Source organism: Chloroflexota bacterium (assembly GCA_016235055.1).
GTDB lineage: Bacteria > Chloroflexota > Anaerolineae > JACRMK01 > JACRMK01 > JACRMK01.
On sequence record JACRMK010000030.1, the window covers coordinates 1 to 18,707 of the forward strand.

The window sequence follows — 18,707 nt, forward strand, 5'->3', positions numbered from 1 at the left end:
CACAACGCAAAAACAACCACGAGTTCATCAAACTCGCGACGCGTTAGCCCGGTCAGTGTCAGAAAATCTTTAGGGTTCCTTTTGAGCGTCTCGTAACTCAACATGCATAGTAGGATACCTTATTTTGAATAGAGTCTAATGAACGGGGCGCGAAAAGAGCATTAAAACAGCGTGATTAACAGCTACAACCCCGATGTGCTCACCTGTCTGGCCAACCTGAATAACGACGAGGTGTTCACCCCGCCCGGCATCGTCAATCAGATGCTCGATCTGCTGCCGGCCAGTATCTGGCGCAACAAGCACGCGACGTTCCTTGACCCGGCGTGCAAGACCGGCGTCTTCCTGCGTGAGATCGCCAAGCGGTTGATGTCCGGCCTGGAGTCGGAGATTCCGAGCCGGCAGAAGCGGATCAATCATATATTCACCAAGCAACTCTACGGCATTGCGATTACCGATCTGACCGCCTTGCTGTCGCGCCGCAGTGTGTACTGTTCGAAGCTTGCCAATGGTCCGTACTCGGTGTGTGAAGGATTCGATTCGGACGATGGCCATATTCGGTTCAAGCGGGTGGAGCATGCCTGGAAGGACGGGCGCTGCACGTATTGCGGGGCCAGCGAGCAGGAGTACGACCGCGACTCGGCGCTGGAATCACACGCCTACCAATTCATTCACGCCGAGAAGCCCGAGGAGATTTTCAAAATGAAATTCGATGTCATTATCGGTAACCCGCCGTACCAATTGGGCGCAGCAGGCGGTACTCGCGATGTTCCCATTTATAACAAGTTTGTAAATCAGGCAAAGAAACTAAATCCTCGCTTTCTGGCGATGATTATTCCTTCTCGTTGGATGGCCAGTGGACTTGGTCTGTCCGAGTTTCGCCGCTCTATGTTGGAAGATCGACGAATCCGCAAATTGGTGGATTACCCAGTTGCAAGTGACATATTCCCCGGTGTGGAAGTGAAAGGCGGCGTTTGCTGTTTCTTGTGGGATCGCGACACGGAAGGTGATTGTGCGGTCACCACGATACGCGGCGATGATGTGGTCGGGCCGGTGAATCGGAACTTGGGCGACTACGACGTTTTTGTTCGTGATAGCCGCGCCCTCGACATCCTGCGTAAAGTCCGAAGCAAGGGTGAGACGTCTATAATCGAAATCCTGTCTGTGGACAAGGAGTTTGGCTGGACATCAAACTTTGACGGTTTCCATGACAAACGCGGGCCAAACGATGTCGCGCTTCACTATATCCGAAAGGGCAAGCGATACGTTGGCTGGATTAATCGTAAGGACATTGACAAGAGTGCGCACCTCATCGACACTTGGAAAGTAATGATCCCACAGGCGGGATCGGATGGCGGACAACGACTACTGGACCCGGTGCTAGGTCAACCACTCATAGCCGCTTCGCCATCGGCATGCACCCAATCATTCCTGTTTTTCTACATTGGATCTGCTAAAGCCGCCCAAAGCGTCAATAGCTATTTGCACACACGTTTCTTCTGATTTCTTGTCTCGCTGCGCAAGATTACCCAGCACGCTACCCGCTCGACGTACACGTGGGTTCCTCAGCAATCATGGGATCGCACCTGGACTGATGAAGTGCTCTACAAGAAATATGGCCTAACCAAAAGCGAAATCTCATATATTGAGTTCGCGATTCGCCCGATGGGAAAAGGCGACGATGAGTAACGCCTTCTTCCCGCCGCGCCCGGCAGCGTCGCCGCAGGTTTACGCTTACGAAGACACGAACCCGCAGTATAGGGGATTGCTCAAGGTCGGCTACACCACCAAGAGCGTGCAAGAGCGCGTGGCGGCGCAGTACCCGACCGTGCGCCCCGGCGAGCCGCCGTACCGCATCGTGCTGGAAGAATCGGCCATGCGCAACGATGGCACGGTCTTTACCGACCATGAGTTGCATCGCCTGCTGCGCGAGCGGGGAATCGTCAACCCCGATGGCGAGTGGTTCGCGTGTCACGCGCAGGAGGTGCGCGCCGCGGTGCTCACTCTCCAGCGCGGCGAGTTGAGCGACGGGAGCCGCGACCAGGACTTCGCGATGCGCCCCGAGCAGCGCGACGCGGTAAAACAGACCGCCGACTACTTCACCGAATTCCGCAAAGACAAAGACAACAAAGGCAAGACGCCGCACTTCCTTTGGAACGCCAAGATGCGCTTCGGCAAGACGTTCGCGTCCTACCAGTTGGCCAAGAAAATGGGTTGGAAGAAGGTGCTGGTGCTGACCTTCAAGCCGGCCGTGCAAAGCGCGTGGGAGAGCGACCTGCTGAGCCATGTGGACTTCAAGGGCTGGCAGTTCATCAAGCCGGGCGGCCTAAAGTATGAAGACGCGGACATGCGCAAGCCGTTTGTCTGTTTTGGCTCATTTCAGGACTATCTCGGCCGCAATCCCGCCACGGGCGGCATCAAGACGAAGAACGAATGGGTGCACGCCACGCATTGGGACTGCGTGATCCTGGACGAATACCACTACGGCGCGTGGCGCGATAAAGCCAAAGACCTGTTCGATGCGGAAGATGAAGCCGAAATCAAGTACGCCAAAGGTCAGGGCGCGGAGTTTTTGAAAGAGACGACCGATGAGATCGAAGACTTTCTGCCCATCAGCGCCGACGCCTATCTCTATCTGTCGGGCACGCCGTTCCGCGCCATCGCCTCGGGCGAGTTCATCGAAGAGCAGATCTTCAACTGGACGTATTCGGATGAGCAGCGCGCGAAAACTGCCTGGAAAGGCGCGGACAATCCGTATGCCATGCTCCCGCGCATGGTTCTGCTCACCTACCAACTGCCCGATTCCATTCGCGAGATCGCCCAGCAGGGCGAATTCAACGAGTTCGATCTGAACGTCTTCTTCGCCGCCGACGGTAAGGGCAAGTCGGCGCGCTTCAAATATGAAGACGAAGTACAAAAATGGCTGGACTTGATTCGCGGCGCGTTCATGGAAACGACGGTGGACAACCTCAAACAAGGGGCGCAAGCCGCCCCTGCCGTTCTCGCATGCGCCCCTGCTCAGGGTGCTGTCGCACACGTTCTGGTTCTTGCCAAGCGTGGCCGCCTGCCACGCAATGAAAAACCTGCTCGACCAACGGCAAAACAAGTTCTATCACGACTACAAGGTAATCGTCGCGGCGGGCGCGGAGGCCGGCATCGGAGTGGATGCACTGGGGCCGGTGCAGAACGCGATGAGCGACCCGCTCGCGAGCAAGACGATTACGCTATCCTGCGGCAAGCTGACCACCGGCGTCACGGTCAAACCGTGGACGGGCATCTTCATGCTCCGCAACTCGTCCAGTCCCGAGACCTACTTTCAGGCGGCGTTCCGCGTCCAGTTGCCCTGGACAGTCAAGAACCCCGATGGCGCGCATCCCAACGCGGAAGAGATCATCAAACGCGAGTGCTATGTCTTTGACTTCGCGCCCGACCGCGCCCTGCGCCAGATCGCCGAATATGCCAGCCGCCTCAATGTGGACGAAAAGACCAGTCCCGAAGCCAAAGTCGCCGAGTTCATCAATTTCCTGCCAGTGCTGGCGTACGACGGCAGTTCGATGAAGCAGGTTGACGCGGCAGGCGTGCTGGACATCGCCATGAGCGGCACCACCGCGACGCTGCTGGCGCGGCGCTGGGAGAGCGCCCTGCTGGTCAACGTGGATAACGAAACGCTCCGGCGCTTGATGGCCAGCGAGGCCGCGATGAACGCCCTAATGAGCATCGAGGCGTTCCGCTCGCTCAATCAGGATATCGAAGCGATCATCAACAAATCCGAAGCGGTGAAGAAAGCGCGCAAAGAGGCGAACGACAAGGCGCTGTCCGAAAAGGAAAAGCGCGAGCTCAGCGAGGCCGAGAAGGAATACAAGAGCAAGCGCAAGATGATACAAGACAAGCTCATTAAATTCGCCACCCGCATACCCATCTTCATGTACCTGACCGACTACCGCGAGCACACCCTGCGCGACGTGGTCACCAAGCTTGAACCTCGGCTTTTCAAGCGCGTCACCGGATTGACGGTCAAGGATTTTGAATTGCTCGTCAGCCTCAACGTATTCAACAGCGCCCTGATGAACGACGCCGTGTATAAGTTCAAACGGTACGAAGACGCCAGCCTGGAATACACTGGCATCAACAAGCACAGCGATGATGAAGCGGTCGGCCTGTACGATACGGTACTCAGCCGTAAGGATTACGCGGCGACGTTCGTCAACGAGGAAGCCGAGACATACGAGACGAGCGGCTAGCTGGGGCTGTCATTTCGACGGCACACAGTGCCGGAGAAATCTTGCCAGCACGGCAGGGGAAAGATTTCTCAGCGGCTCCGCCGCTTCGAAATGACAGTGGGAGGACGCCGCATCTGTCATTTCGACGGCGCGCAGCGACGGACAAATCTCGACGGCGCGGAGGGAAGATTTCTCAGCGGCTCCGCCGCTTCGAAATGACAGTGGGGGGACGCCGCTTCGAAATGGCAGGGGGCAGCGCGACCTCAAAGTGACAATGGGTGTAGCCGCTCAGCGCAGAATGCCCGGCAGGTACAGCCGGCGCGTGAGCGTGGTTGGCAGCAGCGCAAAGGTCGCATCGCTCTGGTCGAACACCGCCGGGGTCGTGAGGCTCGTGACGCGGATGGCGTAGCCCGCCCCCGTCGCCACGGCGGCGCCCGGCAGCCAGTCGAGGCGGCCGCTGCTTGGCGCAGCGCTGGCCAGCGTGGCGCTGAACACGCCGTTGCGGTAGAGCGCAATGCTCACGTCGTTGCCGAAGTTGTCGGTCCAGGTGATCGGGTGCGAAACCTGCACGTCCCACTGCTCGCTGCCGTTGGGGCTGCCCACGGTCAGCGCGAGCGACGCGCCGACGTTGAAGTCGGTCTCATACGCCTGGCCGTTATACTGCACCTGAAAACGCCAGGTGCCGGGCACGGCGTTGGCCGGAATATCGAACGACCAGTAGCGGCCGGCGGCCGGCGCGAACGTCGTGTTGTTGTCGCTGTAGCTCCACGACTGGAAGATGCCGCCGTTGGGGTCGGCGATGGTAAACAGCGTCGGCAGCGCGCCCTGATAGTCGCGGTAATAGACCTGAAATGCCACATGCGCCGGCAGGGCAAAGCTGTCCTGGATGTTGGTCACCGTGGGCAGGCAGCTTTCGGACTGCGGCAGGGCGGTGCTGGTGGCGAGCTTGTTGATCGCGGAATCGTAATATGGCCGCTGGCTCAGCCAGTGGGAGGCGGCCGGGTTCGCCGATCCGGTGTATGGATCGGTCCACAGCGTGGACGCGCCCAGCGCCGTGCGGACCTCGAAATGCAGATGCGGTCCGGACGAGTTGCCGGAACTGCCGACGGCGCCGATAACCTCGCCCAGCGTGACCGTTTGCCCCACACCTTTGGCGGTCAGCGAGTTGTAGCGCATGTGGCCGTAGATCGTGATCCACCCGTCGGCATGCTGCAGCACGATGTAGTTGCCGAGCGTGTTATCGGTGCTGGTGAGACAGTGATCGTCGACCACGGTTTGGCTCTGCCGGTCGAGAATGACACCGTCGGCGGCGGCCACGATCTGCACATCGCCGGCCTGAAACTTGTTCCAACTGTACGGCCAGAGCGCAATGTCGGTGCCGCGATGGCTGTCATAGGTGCGCGTGCCGCTGTTGTAGTCCAGCCAGGCGCTGCCCGCAGCGTTGTGATCGGAGAAGGCCGAGACATAGAAGCCGGCGTAGTCGGTGATGCCCGGCCTGAGCCGCACCGGCCAGCCATACAGCACCGCTTGCGCGGAAGCGGCCGCCGGCAGCACCCCGCGCGCGCGCAACTGCCGGATGTTGCGCTGGATAGAGTCCTGCAGCGCCTGCTCAGCCGCCGGGTCGATCGCATCGTGAGGCGGCTCGGCATTCTCGCCGCCCTCCGGCTCAACCGGCGGCGGCAGGCGCGGACCGACCGCCGCGCTGCGGCCCGACGCGCCCAATAGCGCAAGCGCGCAGAGCAGCGTCACGGCAAGCGCGCGTAGGCGTCCCAACATGACGCCACCATAGCGCATCCGGCGCGCCATGTCAATGCGACTTTTGTACGGGCGATGGCAACTAGTTGCTAGTCGCTAGCGGCGTGCCGCATGCGCGCGACGCGCGTGCCGAGGAAACCCGGCACGGCGACCGTGAGCGCCGACACGGCCATCAGTACTGGAATGCCGAGCGCCGGCAGCGCCACCCCAGCGATCACCGCGCCGAGCGGCCCGCCGCCCTGCATTAGCATGCGCAGCAGCGCGAAGGTGCGGCCGCGCAGTTCGGCGGGGATGATGCGCATGCGCAGCGTCTGCGCCCAGATCGTCAGCGGCGCGCTGCACGCGCCGATCAACAGCAGGCAGAACCAGGTCCACCACGGGTTGATGGCCGCCAGCAGCAGGGCGATCGCGCCGCCGGTCAGCATCTGCGCCAGGCAGATCAGCAAGCCGAGCGGGAGCGGGAACGCCCGCGCCCCGACGAGCGCCGAGCTTGCCATCTCCCCGACCGCCATCGCGCCGAGCAAGAGGCCGTACAGTTCCGGGCCGCCGCCCAGATCGCGCGAGGCGTAGACCGGCAGCAGCACGCCCAGGATGCCAGATCCGAGGTTGACTGCCATGAACATCAGCGTCGTGGTCAGCAGCACGGCGTTGCCGCGCAGCAACCGGAAGGCGTCCGCCAGGCCGTAGCGCGCGCCGCCGGGCTGATTCGGCGCGGCCAGCGGCGCGGGATGCACGCCGGCCAGCAGCAGCGCAAACACGAAGAAGGAGAGCGAATCGAGGCAGATGGCGTTCGGCCCGCCGATCTGGCCGATCAGCCAGCCGGCCAGCGGCGGCCCGGCGATGCCGCCGAGCGTGAATGAGAGCAGCTCCAGCGCGTTGGCGGTCGGCAGTTGCTCGCTGGAGACCAGGCGCGGCACGAGCGTGGGGCCGCCAGCGAGCGGCACCATCAGCAGGAACCCGTGCACCGTCGCTGCCACGTAAATGTGCCAGAGCGAGAGCAGGCCAAAGGCGTTGAGCAGCGGGATGGCGAGCATGACCACACCGCGCAGGACGCTGTCCCACACGAGCACGCGGCGCGCGCCGAAGCGGTCGAGCAGCCAGCCGGCCAGCAGGCCGCCGACCACGACCGGGCCGGTATAGAGCAGGTTCAGCAGGGCGAGCGCCTCGGGCGCGCCGGTCGTCTGGTACACATACCAGGTCAGCGCGACGCGGCTGATGCCGTCGCCTAGGATGGAGATCGAGATGCCGACCCAGAAGTTGCGGAACGATCCGTTGCGGAATACCGCCCGATAGCCGTTCGACTGCGTTTGCGACATCGCATGCTCCCTCATGACATGCATAATACAGTTTCGTTTTGCCAATGTTGCCTTGTTACTGGCGCGAGCGAAATACTTGCCCCCTCATCCCCTGGCCCCTCTCCCCCGCTGTGCGGGAGAGAAGGGGAAACTACTATTGGGGATTGGCGCGGCGGCTTTGCCGCCGCGCCAATCCCCTTTAACTGTCTCCCCCTCCCAGCGAAGCTGGGAGGGGGCCGGGGGGTGGGCGAAGATCAATGCGATGCCGCCTACTCTTGCGACACCCGTTTTGGGGACATACTCATATTGAATCTGTATAATTCGTACACGCATGATACCCGCTCAAATATGACAGCAGTATGTCATATTGCAGCGCGGATGCAAATTCCTGGGCAATATGTGTCCACCCGTAACATCGAAAACCGAGCTTGTCCGCGACGTCCGGTCGCCACCCTTCGCGAGGAACCATGAACCGCTTTGAGCGTATTCTCGGCATACTGCTCGCTCTGCGCAGCACCGATTCCGTCTCCGCCGACGTGCTCGCGGCGCGCTTCGAGGTGTCGCGCCGCACCATCTACCGCGACATGGATGCGCTGAGTGCGCTCGGCGTGCCGGTCTTTGCGGAGAAGGGCACTGGCGGCGGCTTCGGGCTGCTGGAGGGCTACTTCCTGCCGCCGCTCATGTTCACGCGCGACGAGGCGTCCACGCTCATCCTGGGGTTGACGCTGCTCGGCAGCCTCGCATCGCCGCCGTTCGCCGGCGGCATCGACAGCGCGGAGCGCAAACTGCTGGCCGCCGTGCCGGCGCGTCTGCGAGCCGTGCTGGCCGAAACGCGCCGCATCGTCGGCTTCGAGTCGATGCCCGGCGACCTCATGCATCCCGAGCCGGCCGGCCCTGGCGACGAGACGGGCAGCCGCGAGGCCGCTGACATCTTCCTGCGCGCGATACTGGACGGGCAGTCGGTCGCGTTTGCCTACCACTCGCCCTATCGAGACGACGGCGAGGATGTGAGCGCGCTGCCGGTCGGACTGTTCTGGGATCGCGATCGCTGGTATCTGGTCGGCGCGCCCACGCGCCCGCGCGGCGGCTGGCGCTTGTGGCGGGCCGATCGGGTGCGGGCGATGCGCCTGCGCGCCGCAAGCGCGCCACGCCCCGCGTTTGATGTTCACGCTCTGCTGCAACGACAGTGGCTGCGACCGGCAATGGCGCAATGGGCGAAGGAGTCGCCGGTGCAAATCCGGCTGACGGTTGCGCAAGCGGCCCAACTGCAAAGCGACTGGTATTTCCGGCACGCCCGCTTTGACGCGCAGGCCGACGGCGCATGGCATATGACCTACGGAGAGGACGACCGCGCGAAGGCGCTGGCGCTGGTGCGCTGGCTCGGGCCTGGCGCGGAACTGCTGTCACCGGCCGAGTGGCGGCCGCAGGCGCGCGAGGAACTGCGGGCGATGCTGGCGCAGTACGAGTAAGCGGCTCAGTCGCCGGCGCTGTCGCCAGCGTGCGCGCGGCGACGGCGGCGCAGTTCGATCAGTGTGTTGACGAGCCGGTGGATCAGCGGGTTGTAGACCACGTCGTACACGCCCGCATAGCGCACCAATCGCCCGCCGAAGCCTTCCTTAAAACGCAGCAGGCCGACCGGCAGCTTGGTCGCGCGCACGCCGGCAGCGGGCGGCGTCGCCGCTTCCGAGTCGAGATCGGCCGGCAGATCCGGCACGCCCCACAGGTCGTACGTCGCGCAGCCGCGCTCCTTCGCCCAGAGCATCGCGCGCCACTGCAAGAGGTGGTTCGGCATCCGGTTGCGTTCCTCGTCGGAGGACGCGCCGTAGAGGTAGATCGCCAGCGGCCCCGCGACGAAGACCATGATCGCCGCCAGCGGCTTCGCTTCGAACTCGGCGACGAACAGTGCGACCGCGCCGTCGGCCGCGAACAGATCGTACGCCGCGCGGTAGTACGCCTCGCTGCGGATCGGGAAGCCATCGCGCTGCGCCGTGATCTCGGACAGGCGCTGGAACAGCGGCAGGTCGTCCGCACCGCCGATGCGCACATTGATCTGCTTGCGCTCGGCCAGCCGGATGTTGTAGCGCCACTTCGAGTGCATCTGCGCGAGGATCGCGTCGGGCGCGGGGCGCAGGTCGATCAGGACGCTCGCGGGCGCCTGCACAATGGTGGTGTCGGGCTGCGGGTGCAGCTCCGGCCGCGCGGGAACCTGCGCCGCTTCCCACTCCGGCTCGATGCGGATGAAGTGCGCACAGTGCGTCCGCGCCAGCGTCTTCAGCGCGGCAAACAGCGCATCCCACAGCGCCGCGGGCGCATCCGGCGCGATGATCGGCCCCTTGGGCAGGTAACCCATCGCGCCGAGGCCACCCGGCAGGCGGCGAAACAGCACCTGCGCGCCGGCGACGAACTGGTCGCCATCCAGCACGGCGACACGGTCCGGCACCCAATCGTACTTCGCCTTCAGTTCGCCCCACGCCCACATCTGCAGCAGGTGGCCATGCGGGTGAGTGCCGGCGAACGCGTCCCATGCGCGCGCGTCCGTGATGATTCGATCTGTGAGCGTCATGCGCACACGAGTATAATGGTTCAAATCGCAAAGCCCAAACACCATACATCAAATCCCAAACACCAAGTCCCAAACACCAAGTCCCAAATCCCAAATACCAAATCCCAACGACCGACTGTTCACCGTTCACTGTTCACTGATGTTTGACTACTGACTACTGACTACTGACGACTGGATACTGACGACTGGTTACTGATATGTTTGATATCATCGCCTTCGACGCCGACGACACGCTCTGGCACACCGAGATCATGTTCATCGAGACGCAGGCGCAGTTCCGGCAGATGCTGGCGCCGTGGGCCGACGTCGATACGGTGGATCACACGCTGTACCAAATGGAACTGCGCGGCTTTGCCGATTTTGGCTACGGCATCAAGGGCTTTGCGCTGGCGATGGTCGAGACCGCTATCGCGTTGAGTGGCGGGCAGATCGCCGCGCAAGAGATCCAGCGCATCATCGACTTCGCGCGCGACATGCGCCGCTGGCCGGTCGAACTGCTCGACGGCGTGCAGCACGTGGTGGCGCGACTGGCGCAGTCGCACCAACTAATGATCATCACCAAAGGCGAGTTGATTGACCAGGAGAGCAAGATCGCGCGTTCTGGACTGGCCGATTATTTCTCACGCGTTGAGATCGTCAGCGACAAGACGCCGGAGGCGTACTCTGCACTGCTGGCCCGCCACGGCATCGATATCGGGCGCTTCCTGATGATCGGCAACTCGCTGCGCTCTGATATCCTGCCGGTGCTGGCGATTGGCGGCGAAGCGGTCTACGTTCCCTACCGCACCACCTGGGCACACGAGCGCGTCGCCGACGAGAACAACCCCGGCGGCTACCACGAGGTCGAGCACATCGCGCAACTGCCGGCGCTGATCGAGGAGCTGTCGCGCGATCAGACGATGCGCCGGCGCGGGCTGCACCCCAGACGGTGAGCTTCTGCGCGCTTACGCCCCTGGCGCGATAATGAGCGGCAGGTCGGCCACGCTGTTGGCGATATGCGTCTGGGGCGACTTCGCGAGCTTGTCGCGCGAGTGCGCGCCGCTCAGCACCGCCACGTTCAGCGCGACGCCGGCGTTGCGGCCCGATTCCATATCCAGCACCGTGTCGCCGACGTTCGCCACCGCCTGCGCGGTCAGCACGGCGCACTGCTCCATCGCGCGAAAGATCATGTACGGCGCGGGGCGGCCCTGGCGCACCTCGTCGCCCGACACCGTCGCGTCAAGCACGCCGGTATCCCAGTGCAGGGCTTCGAGTATCAGTTGGACAATGTCACGGTCAAAGCCGGAGGTCAGCGCACATTTAATGGCGCGCGCGTGCAGCCACGCGAACGTCTCGGCCGCGCCGGCGATCGCCTGCACGCCTTCGCCGCCGAACGTGTGGCGCAGGTGGTCCTTGAAGTCGCCGTAAATCTGCGTCATGCGCGCCGCGTTCTGCGCGTCGTCCGCGCCGTAATGCCGCCGCACAAAATATCCGACTGCCTCGCGCTTTGACGCGCCGCGCCACTGCACGATCTCATCGGGCGTCATCGCGATGCCATGCCGTCGCACTACTTCTTCGAACGCGCGCGGCACCTGCCCGTTGTCCACCATCGTCGTGCCGCCGATATCGAAAACGACCAACTGGATATTTGTCATTGTGGCTCCATGCTGCCGGGCGCGACGCGTCTTAACGTGCCGGCGCGGAATGCGTTTGATGTCGCTACTGCACAGAGTATGCCAAAATCGTTCGGACTATGCAAGGCTTGTGAGCACGCGGGTATAGCGATATGCTGGCGGAGCGCCCCAATCTGTCATGCCGGCATGGTGTTAGCCGGCATCCAGATCCGCATGTAGCAGGCGTGCAGGCCATGGGCGTATTACATGGATTCCGGCTTGCGCCGGAATGACGACATGGTCGACGCATGACCGGTACAGCACGACGCTCTGGCATTTTTCAGGCATACCCGATTGCATGCGGCCTACTGGCTGCGGGTAAACCCGGTCACCAACATGCCGGCTGATGGAATTTTGCAAAAACGGCGCACCGCGACTACAATAGCAATTGCTTGACGGCAAGGGTTCCGCCGCTCGGCGGCTCGACCGCTGAGAGGAACTTCCCGACTCCCACATACACGGTTGCCGCACGAAACAGCAAGTGCGGGCGCTCCGTAAGGAGCGACGACAACTGCAACAGCAAACAGGACCCCGCCCGCAAGGGTGAGGGCTGAAAGAGGTGGGGCAAGAGCCCACCAGCGTTGCCGGCAACGGCAGCGGCTAGGCGAATGTCCAGCCGGGAGCAAGGCGGGTGGGTCAGGTCCGGGCCGCGAGGCGCGGATTTGATCCCGTCGCAGTACCGACGCCAGGCGAGGTCACACTTCGCGGCGTAGTCGGGACCGGCGTGCAGGCGCAGACGCAAGTCTTACCGGCGCGCATGAGACAGATGGCGGAGTGAACAGAATCGGGAGTACACCTGCCGCTCAAGCAACAACCGCATAGGGGAGTAGCTCAACTGGCAGAGCATCCGTCTCCAAAATGGAAGGTTGAAGGTTCAAGTCCTTTCTCCCCTGCCAACCGAATGCCCGCGAAGCAATTCACGGGCATTTCGATTGTCTGCGATTGTGTCACTTGCCCGATCGGCGACCGGCTGGTGAGACGCGGCGCGCGTGTGTGCCGCAATCACTCGCTTGATCGCGGCTTTACATAGCGATGCGTCACTGCCCGACACCGGTTGGGGATTTAGCGTCTCTTTGATACAATGAACAGCACAACGGGTATCCGATGAGCACATCAAAGTCGATGGGTTCTTCAAGCGATTGGCAGCAACGCGGGCGGCAGGCGCTGGCGCGCGGCGATCAGGCCGGCGCGCGGTCGGCGTTCGCCCGCGCGGTGGACGCCGATCCAAACGACGTGGACGCGCTGCTGATGCTGGCATCGCAGAGCGACGACGCGCGCGAGTCGCTGCGGCACGTCTCGCAGGCGCTGACGCTGGAACCGCGCAACGACGCCGCGCGCGCCGCGCTGCGCCGTTATCGCGCGCAGGCCGCGCGGGACGCCGGGCGCCGAACGGCGCCGCCAGCATACATCATCCAGTTCAGCATCGCCTTGTGCCTGTGCATGGCGGCCATTAGCGCCGGCGCCGCACTGTTCCTCTGGCAGTCGGCAGCGCCCGCCGCGGCCCCGGCGCCCGCCGCCACCGAAACACCCGCGCCAACTCGCGCGCCCACCGCCACGGCACGGCCCTCGCCGCCGCCCCAGCCCTCCGCCACCGTAAACTACGCGGACCGCGCCGCTGCGCTGCTCAAGGAGCTTGACACCGCTTGGGCGCAGGAAGATTGGCAGCGAGCGGCGCAACTAGCGGCGCAGGCGCGCGTCTTCCAGCCCGCCGATGCAACCTTGAAACAGAAAGTGGTGTCCGCGTATTTCAACTACGCAGTCAGCCTGCTGGATAGCGGCGATACCACCCGGGCGCTGTGGGCCTTTGACCAGGCGTTGGAGATACAGCCGAACGAGCCGCAGGTCGTCGGCGAGCGCACGGTGCTTGTCAACTACATCGCCGGCATCGAGCAGTACAACCTGCGCAACTGGGCCGGCGCGGCGCAGTGGCTGGCCAGGGTGTATGCGTCGGACGCCGGCTATCTGGATACGCGCGAACTGCTGTACCGCGCGTACTTCAATCAGGGTGCGGCGCTGAAGGCCAGGAATGACCTGAACGGCGCGCTCAAAGCGTTCCAGTCTGCGGTCGACATGGACAACGAGGCGATCGAAGCGCGCGGCGAGGCCGCCCAGTTGCGCGCCCTGCTGACCCCGCCGACGCCGACGCTGGCGCCGAACGGGCCGAAGCGGATCGACGTCAACCTGAAAATTCAACGCATGCTGGTCTATCAGGGCCAGACGGTCGTGTACAACTGGGTCATCTCGACCGGCGAGCCGGGCCGCCCGACCATCCCGGGCAACTTCAAGATCCTCGACAAGATTCCCATGGCGTATTCAAATATCTGGAAACTCTCGATGCCGTACTGGATGGGCATCTACTGGGCCGGCACGGTCGAAAATGGGATTCATGCGCTGCCGATCCTGCGCAGCGGCAACATCCTGTGGGCGGGCTTTCTGGGGCGGCGCGTCTCGTTCGGCTGCGTGATCCTTGATACGGCCAACTCAAAGACGCTGTTCAACTGGGCCGACATCGGCACGCCGGTGACGATCCACAACTAGCATCTACCCGTTATGAATTCACCGACCACCACGCCCGCCGATTTGGCCCAGGCGCTGCAAACGCTGCGCTTCATCGACGAAGAGCGCCGCAAAGAAAAGCTCGTCATGGCCGATCTGCAAAAGCGGCTCGACGAGCAGAAAGAGCTGATCGTCGGGCTGGGCCGCCGCATCGAATCGCTCGAAACGCGCGTGACCACCGCGCACAACGCGGCCGCGCGCGTGGACGGCTTCGAGTCCAACCTCCAGCAGTTGCGCGCGGCGCAGGGCCGGCAGATCGAGCAGGTTGAGACACGCCTCAACACCATGCAGGCCAGCCTGTACCGGTTCGACCAGATCGAGGCCAACCTGGCGCAGACGCGCGCCGAGGCGAACGCGCTGGTCGACAAGTTCGACCACCAACTGCATGAGGCGCTCGACCAGTCGGCGCAGGCGCGCGCCATCGAGCGCGAGCGCGACACGCGCGCGCTCCACGAAATCCGCGTGCAGCTGGACTCGCTGCCCGACATCGCGCGCCGACTGGACACGCTCGCCCTCGAAGACCGCCGGCTGAATGACCTGTTCCCGCCGCTGCGAATCGATATCGAGAAACTGTCCGCCGCGCTCGTGGAAGTCAAGCCGCGCATGCAGTTCCTCGAGGAATGGGGCGAGCGGCTGACCGCCCAGATCGGCGATCTCAAGCAGATCGAGGCGCGCATCAAGGCGGAGCACGCGACCATGCTGGAAACGCTGCGGCGCAACGAGGAAAACCTGCGCCAGCAGCTCGTGCAGTTCTCCGGCGAACTGGCGGAGTACCGCCGGCAGGTGGATGGCACGCTGGGCGGCCTGCCGCCGCTGGCCGAGCTGTACGAGCAGGCGCGGCGGGTGCTGGCGCACTTCGAGGGGCTCGACGAGGAGCTGCGCGCCGACCAGGAGCGCGTCGCGCACCTGATCGAGATCAACGAGCAGCGCATGAAGGAAGCGCTCGCCGAATACCGCTCCGACTACGAGAAGAACTGGGAACAGCACCTCGTGAGCTTCGACCTCTACCGCACGCAGCAGCGCGACTTGAGCGACGCGGTTGGCGCGCGGCTCGACGCGCTCGAGGCCGAAGACGCCGAGCACGCCGAGCGCTGGCACGCGCTGCGCGAGGCGTGGGGCGAGCAGGCCAAGCGCCAGTTGCTCGAGCTCGAGCGCACGCGCGACGAGCTGGAAGCCGGCGCCGGCGGGCGCAAGCGCCGCCGGAACGCCGCCCTCTAGGCGCGCCCCACGCCATGCGCGTTATCGGCACCGCCGGCCACGTCGACCACGGCAAATCGACGCTCGTCAAGGCGCTCACCGGCATCGACCCCGACCGGCTGAAGGAAGAAAAAGAGCGCGCGATGACGATCGACCTCGGCTTTGCGTGGTTCACGCTGCCGAGCGGCGAAAGCGTCAGCGTCGTGGATGTGCCGGGCCACGAGCACTTCATCAAGAACATGCTGGCGGGCGTTGGCGGCATCGACGCGGCTATGCTCGTGATCGCAGCCGACGAGGGCATCATGCCGCAGACGCGCGAGCACATTGCGATCCTCGACCTCCTGCACGTCAACGCCGCCGTCGTCGCGCTCACCAAGAGCGATCTGATCGACGACCCCGAATGGTTCGCCCTGATCGGCGCGGACATCCGCCGCGAACTGTCCGGCACGTCGCTGGCCGGCGCGCACATCGTGCCGGTCTCCGCGCGCACCCGCCAGGGACTCGACGCGCTCAAGCGCGAGCTCGACGAGCTGCTGGCGCAGACGGCCGCGCGCGCCGACTGGGGCAAGCCGCGCCTGCCGGTCGATCGCGTCTTCACCATCGCCGGGTTTGGCACGGTTGTGACCGGCACGCTGGCCGACGGATCGTTCAGCGCCGGGCAGGAGGTTGAGATCCAGCCGACCGGCTTGAAGGCGCGCATTCGCGGCCTGCAGTCGCACAAAGAGAAAGTGGAGTTCGCCTCGCCCGGCCGCCGGCTGGCGATCAACCTGACCGGCGTCAGCCCGGACGAAGTGAAGCGCGGCGACGTGGTCGCCGGTCCCGGCGTGCTGTCGCCCACGCAGATGATCGATGTGCGGCTGCGCTGGCTGCCGGCGGCGAGCGGGCCGCTGACCCACGATGCCGAGTTGGAGTTTTTCAGCGGCGCGTTCCAGACGCTGACCCGTGTGCGGCTGCTCGGCGACGAGGAACTGCCGGCCGGCAAGGAAGGCTGGGCGCAACTGGTGCTGGCCGATCCGGCCGCGCTCGCCACGCACGACTGCTTCATCGTGCGCCAGCCATCGCCGAGCCTGACCGTGGGCGGCGGCGTCATCGTGGACGCGCACCCGGCGGAGCGGCACCGCCGCTTCAAGCCGGAGGTGGTCGAGCGACTGGCGCGGCTGGCGCACGGCACGCCGGAAGAGATCGTGCTGGAGACGCTGAGCCGCAGCGAGCCGGTCGCCGCAGAGGACGCGCTCAAGCAGTCGAGCCTGCCGCGCGCCGAAGCCGAGGCCGCCCTGCACACCCTGCGGGAAGCCGGCACGGTCATCGCGCTCGACGAGCAGACGCTGATGACGCTGGCGGGCTGGCGGCGCGTGCTCGAAACGCTGCGCAGCGCGCTGGCTGCGTACCACCGGCAGGTCCCGCTGCGCGGCGGCATACCGCGCGAGGAACTGCGCAGCCGTATGCGCCTGCCGGCGCGCGTCTTCGATCTGGCCGCGGCGCGCGCCGCCCGCGAGGGCGTCATCGCCGAGTCGCCGACGAGCGTGCGGCTGGCATCGCATGCGGTGACGTACACGTCGGTGCAGGAGGCCAAAGTCAAGCAGGTCATGGCCGCGCTGGTGCGAGAGCGCTTCGCGCCGCCGTCGTACGACGAATGCGCTGCCATGGCCGGCGCCGATCTGCTGGCCGCCTTGATCGAGCAGGAGCGCATCGTGCGGGTCAATGAAAGCGTCGTCTTTGATGCGGGCGCGTACCGCGAAATGGTCGAGCGCATTCGCGCGCACCTGCACGCACACGGCGCGATCACGGTCGCGCAGGTGCGCGACATGTTCAACGCCAGCCGCAAGTACGCACTGGGGATGATGGAACACCTCGACGATATCAAGCTGACGCGCCGCGTCGGTGACGAGCGCGTGCTGCGCGGATAAGCGATGCCCAGAGTTACCGTGCAGGCACAGATCGAGCGGCGCGTGCTGGCCGACGCCGAAAAACTGGTGGAGGCCGGGCACTTTGCCGGCCTCGACGAGGCGTTGGAAGCCGCCCTGCGCGCGCTGGTGCTAAAATACGAGCAGGGGCCGCCGGCGCTCGAAGCACGCCAGTTACAGGCGCTGCTGTCCGAACTCGACGGGCCGGAGCGCGAGCAGTTCGCGCGCTTCATCGAGGCGTACACGCCGGTGGCGGGACACCCGCCGGGCGACGGCGACACGCTCAACCTGATCGCGCTCTTCCGCACGTTCGGCGCGCGGCGCATGGTCGAGGTGCTGCACGAGGCGCAAGGCTCGCAGATTCCGCTGTCGCCAATGTACCTTGAAACGCTGCTGGAGCGCCGCGAGCGCACCGAAGCCAAGCACGACGAAGGACGCCTGCCGCGCGCGCGAATCGATCTGAGCGATCCGGTCATGGCGACCGTTTCCAAGCTGCACGAGCGCGAGATCGGCGTGGTCACCGAAAGCGTGGCCGCCCATTTGCGCGTCCTGGTGCAGGAATATCGCGACGCGGAGCAGTGGCAGGAAGCGTTCAAAATCGCCGCCAGCATGAACAAGCGCAGCCTCGCCTACGTCGTTGGCGTGCTGAAGGGGCGCGGCACCCCCAAACCGGAAAAGAAGGGCAAGGTCACGCGTGGGCTTTCGAAAAGCGAGCGAGATCGCGAAACAAAGCGGTCGCGCAACAAAGACTACGACGACTACTGGGACGCCAAGCTCAAAGCGCGAGGCGGCGGCAAGCCGGGCGGCTAAGCCGGGCACGATCGCGTGCCCGGACTGCGCCGGCCGCGAGCCGGACCCGTCCTGCGCCCGCTGCGACGGCAGCGGCCTGGTCTGCGCGCGCTGCAAGGGCACCGGCTACGTCTATCGCAACGGCCCCGACGGCGCCGCCGAACCCGCCGAGTGCGCCTGCGACAAGGTCGCGCGCCGCCGCGCCGCCGTGCTGTGGCCGTTCCTGGAGCGCAACTCCTCGCTGCGCGGCGACCTGCTGAACAAGACGTTCGACAACTTTCGGATGCGCGACGGCTTTGCCGACGTGCGCGCGGCGCTCGACGGCGCGCGCGCGTTTGCACGGAACCCGAAAGGCTGGTTGGTGCTCAACGGCCGGCCCGGCGTCGGCAAGACGCACCTCTCCGCCGCCATCGCCAACGACCTGATCGCCCGCCGCCAACCGGTGCTGTTCCTCAACGTGCCGGAACTGCTCGGCTTCCTGCGCGCGGGCTTCAACACCGGCAGCGGGCGCGACCCCGACTTCGACCAGCGGCTGCAGACGATCAAATCGTTCCCGGTGCTCGTGCTCGACGACTGGGGCGCGCACTCCGACACGCCGTGGGCCGACGAGCAGTTGTACCTGATCCTCAACTACCGCACCGAGCGGACACTGCCCACCGTGATCTCGTCCAACATCCCGCTCGAGGATGTCGAGCCGCGCATCCGCTCGCGCCTGCTCAACCGCCACTTGAGTCGCGTGGTTGAGTTGCTGGCACCCGACTTTCGACTGACCGACTGAG

General features: G+C 64.5%; 11 protein-coding genes, 1 tRNA gene and 2 pseudogenes. 10 read left to right on the plus strand and 4 right to left on the minus strand.

Going from position 1 to position 18,707, the window contains the following annotated elements:
• Nucleotides 1-261: 261 nt before the first annotated feature.
• A pseudogene (locus HZB53_07530) lies at nucleotides 262-1,686 on the plus strand (Eco57I restriction-modification methylase domain-containing protein).
• A pseudogene (locus HZB53_07535) lies at nucleotides 1,679-4,238 on the plus strand (GIY-YIG nuclease family protein). Before HZB53_07530 ends, HZB53_07535 begins: the two co-directional pseudogenes overlap by 8 nt.
• 267 nt (nucleotides 4,239-4,505) lie before the next feature.
• On the opposite strand, the gene HZB53_07540 reads toward HZB53_07535, so the two are convergent.
• Complete coding sequence (locus HZB53_07540) at nucleotides 4,506-5,993, minus strand: peptidoglycan DD-metalloendopeptidase family protein (GenBank protein MBI5877486.1); 1,488 nt, start codon at nucleotides 5,991-5,993, stop codon at nucleotides 4,506-4,508.
• Nucleotides 5,994-6,061: 68 nt separating this feature from the next.
• Nucleotides 6,062-7,288: an MFS transporter gene (locus HZB53_07545; protein MBI5877487.1), complete on the minus strand. Its 1,227-nt coding sequence runs from the start codon at nucleotides 7,286-7,288 to the stop codon at nucleotides 6,062-6,064.
• Nucleotides 7,289-7,734: 446 nt separating this feature from the next.
• Between HZB53_07545 and HZB53_07550 the strand changes: the two genes are divergently transcribed.
• Entirely contained in the window at nucleotides 7,735-8,736 is a 1,002-nt protein-coding gene (locus tag HZB53_07550) for a WYL domain-containing protein (GenBank protein ID MBI5877488.1), read from the plus strand.
• 5 nt (nucleotides 8,737-8,741) lie between these two features.
• On the opposite strand, the gene HZB53_07555 is transcribed toward HZB53_07550, so the two are convergent.
• The gene (locus tag HZB53_07555; GenBank protein MBI5877489.1) at nucleotides 8,742-9,830 is read right to left on the minus strand and encodes a peptidoglycan bridge formation glycyltransferase FemA/FemB family protein; all 1,089 of its coding nucleotides are present in this window, start codon (nucleotides 9,828-9,830) and stop codon (nucleotides 8,742-8,744) included.
• A gap of 197 nt (nucleotides 9,831-10,027) precedes the next feature.
• Between HZB53_07555 and HZB53_07560 the strand changes: the two genes are divergently transcribed.
• Complete coding sequence (locus HZB53_07560) at nucleotides 10,028-10,762, plus strand: HAD hydrolase-like protein (protein ID MBI5877490.1); 735 nt, start codon at nucleotides 10,028-10,030, stop codon at nucleotides 10,760-10,762.
• Between the two features lie 12 nt (nucleotides 10,763-10,774).
• Here HZB53_07560 and HZB53_07565 read toward each other — a convergent pair whose 3' ends face one another.
• The gene (locus HZB53_07565; GenBank protein MBI5877491.1) at nucleotides 10,775-11,464 is read right to left on the minus strand and encodes an HAD hydrolase-like protein; all 690 of its coding nucleotides are present in this window, start codon (nucleotides 11,462-11,464) and stop codon (nucleotides 10,775-10,777) included.
• An 838-nt stretch (nucleotides 11,465-12,302) separates the two neighbouring features.
• Here HZB53_07565 and HZB53_07570 point away from each other — a divergent pair.
• The 6 genes from HZB53_07570 (at nucleotide 12,303) to HZB53_07595 (ending at nucleotide 18,706) form a co-directional block, all read left to right on the plus strand.
• Nucleotides 12,303-12,378, plus strand: a tRNA-Trp gene (locus HZB53_07570).
• Nucleotides 12,379-12,586: 208 nt separating this feature from the next.
• A complete protein-coding gene (locus tag HZB53_07575; GenBank protein MBI5877492.1) occupies nucleotides 12,587-14,020 on the plus strand; it encodes a L,D-transpeptidase family protein in 1,434 nt (477 codons plus the stop codon).
• A gap of 12 nt (nucleotides 14,021-14,032) precedes the next feature.
• The gene (locus HZB53_07580; GenBank protein MBI5877493.1) at nucleotides 14,033-15,256 is read left to right on the plus strand and encodes a hypothetical protein; all 1,224 of its coding nucleotides are present in this window, start codon (nucleotides 14,033-14,035) and stop codon (nucleotides 15,254-15,256) included.
• Nucleotides 15,257-15,270: 14 nt separating this feature from the next.
• On the plus strand, nucleotides 15,271-17,142 hold the full coding sequence (gene selB, locus HZB53_07585) for a selenocysteine-specific translation elongation factor (GenBank protein MBI5877494.1): 1,872 nt from the start codon (nucleotides 15,271-15,273) through the stop codon (nucleotides 17,140-17,142).
• Between the two features lie 3 nt (nucleotides 17,143-17,145).
• Nucleotides 17,146-17,949, plus strand: coding sequence for a hypothetical protein (locus HZB53_07590; protein MBI5877495.1), 804 nt, complete (start codon nucleotides 17,146-17,148; stop codon nucleotides 17,947-17,949).
• Nucleotides 17,834-18,706: an ATP-binding protein gene (locus HZB53_07595; GenBank protein MBI5877496.1), complete on the plus strand. Its 873-nt coding sequence runs from the start codon at nucleotides 17,834-17,836 to the stop codon at nucleotides 18,704-18,706. The genes HZB53_07590 and HZB53_07595 overlap by 116 nt, the downstream gene beginning before the upstream one ends.
• The last annotated feature ends 1 nt before the right edge of the window (nucleotide 18,707 follow it).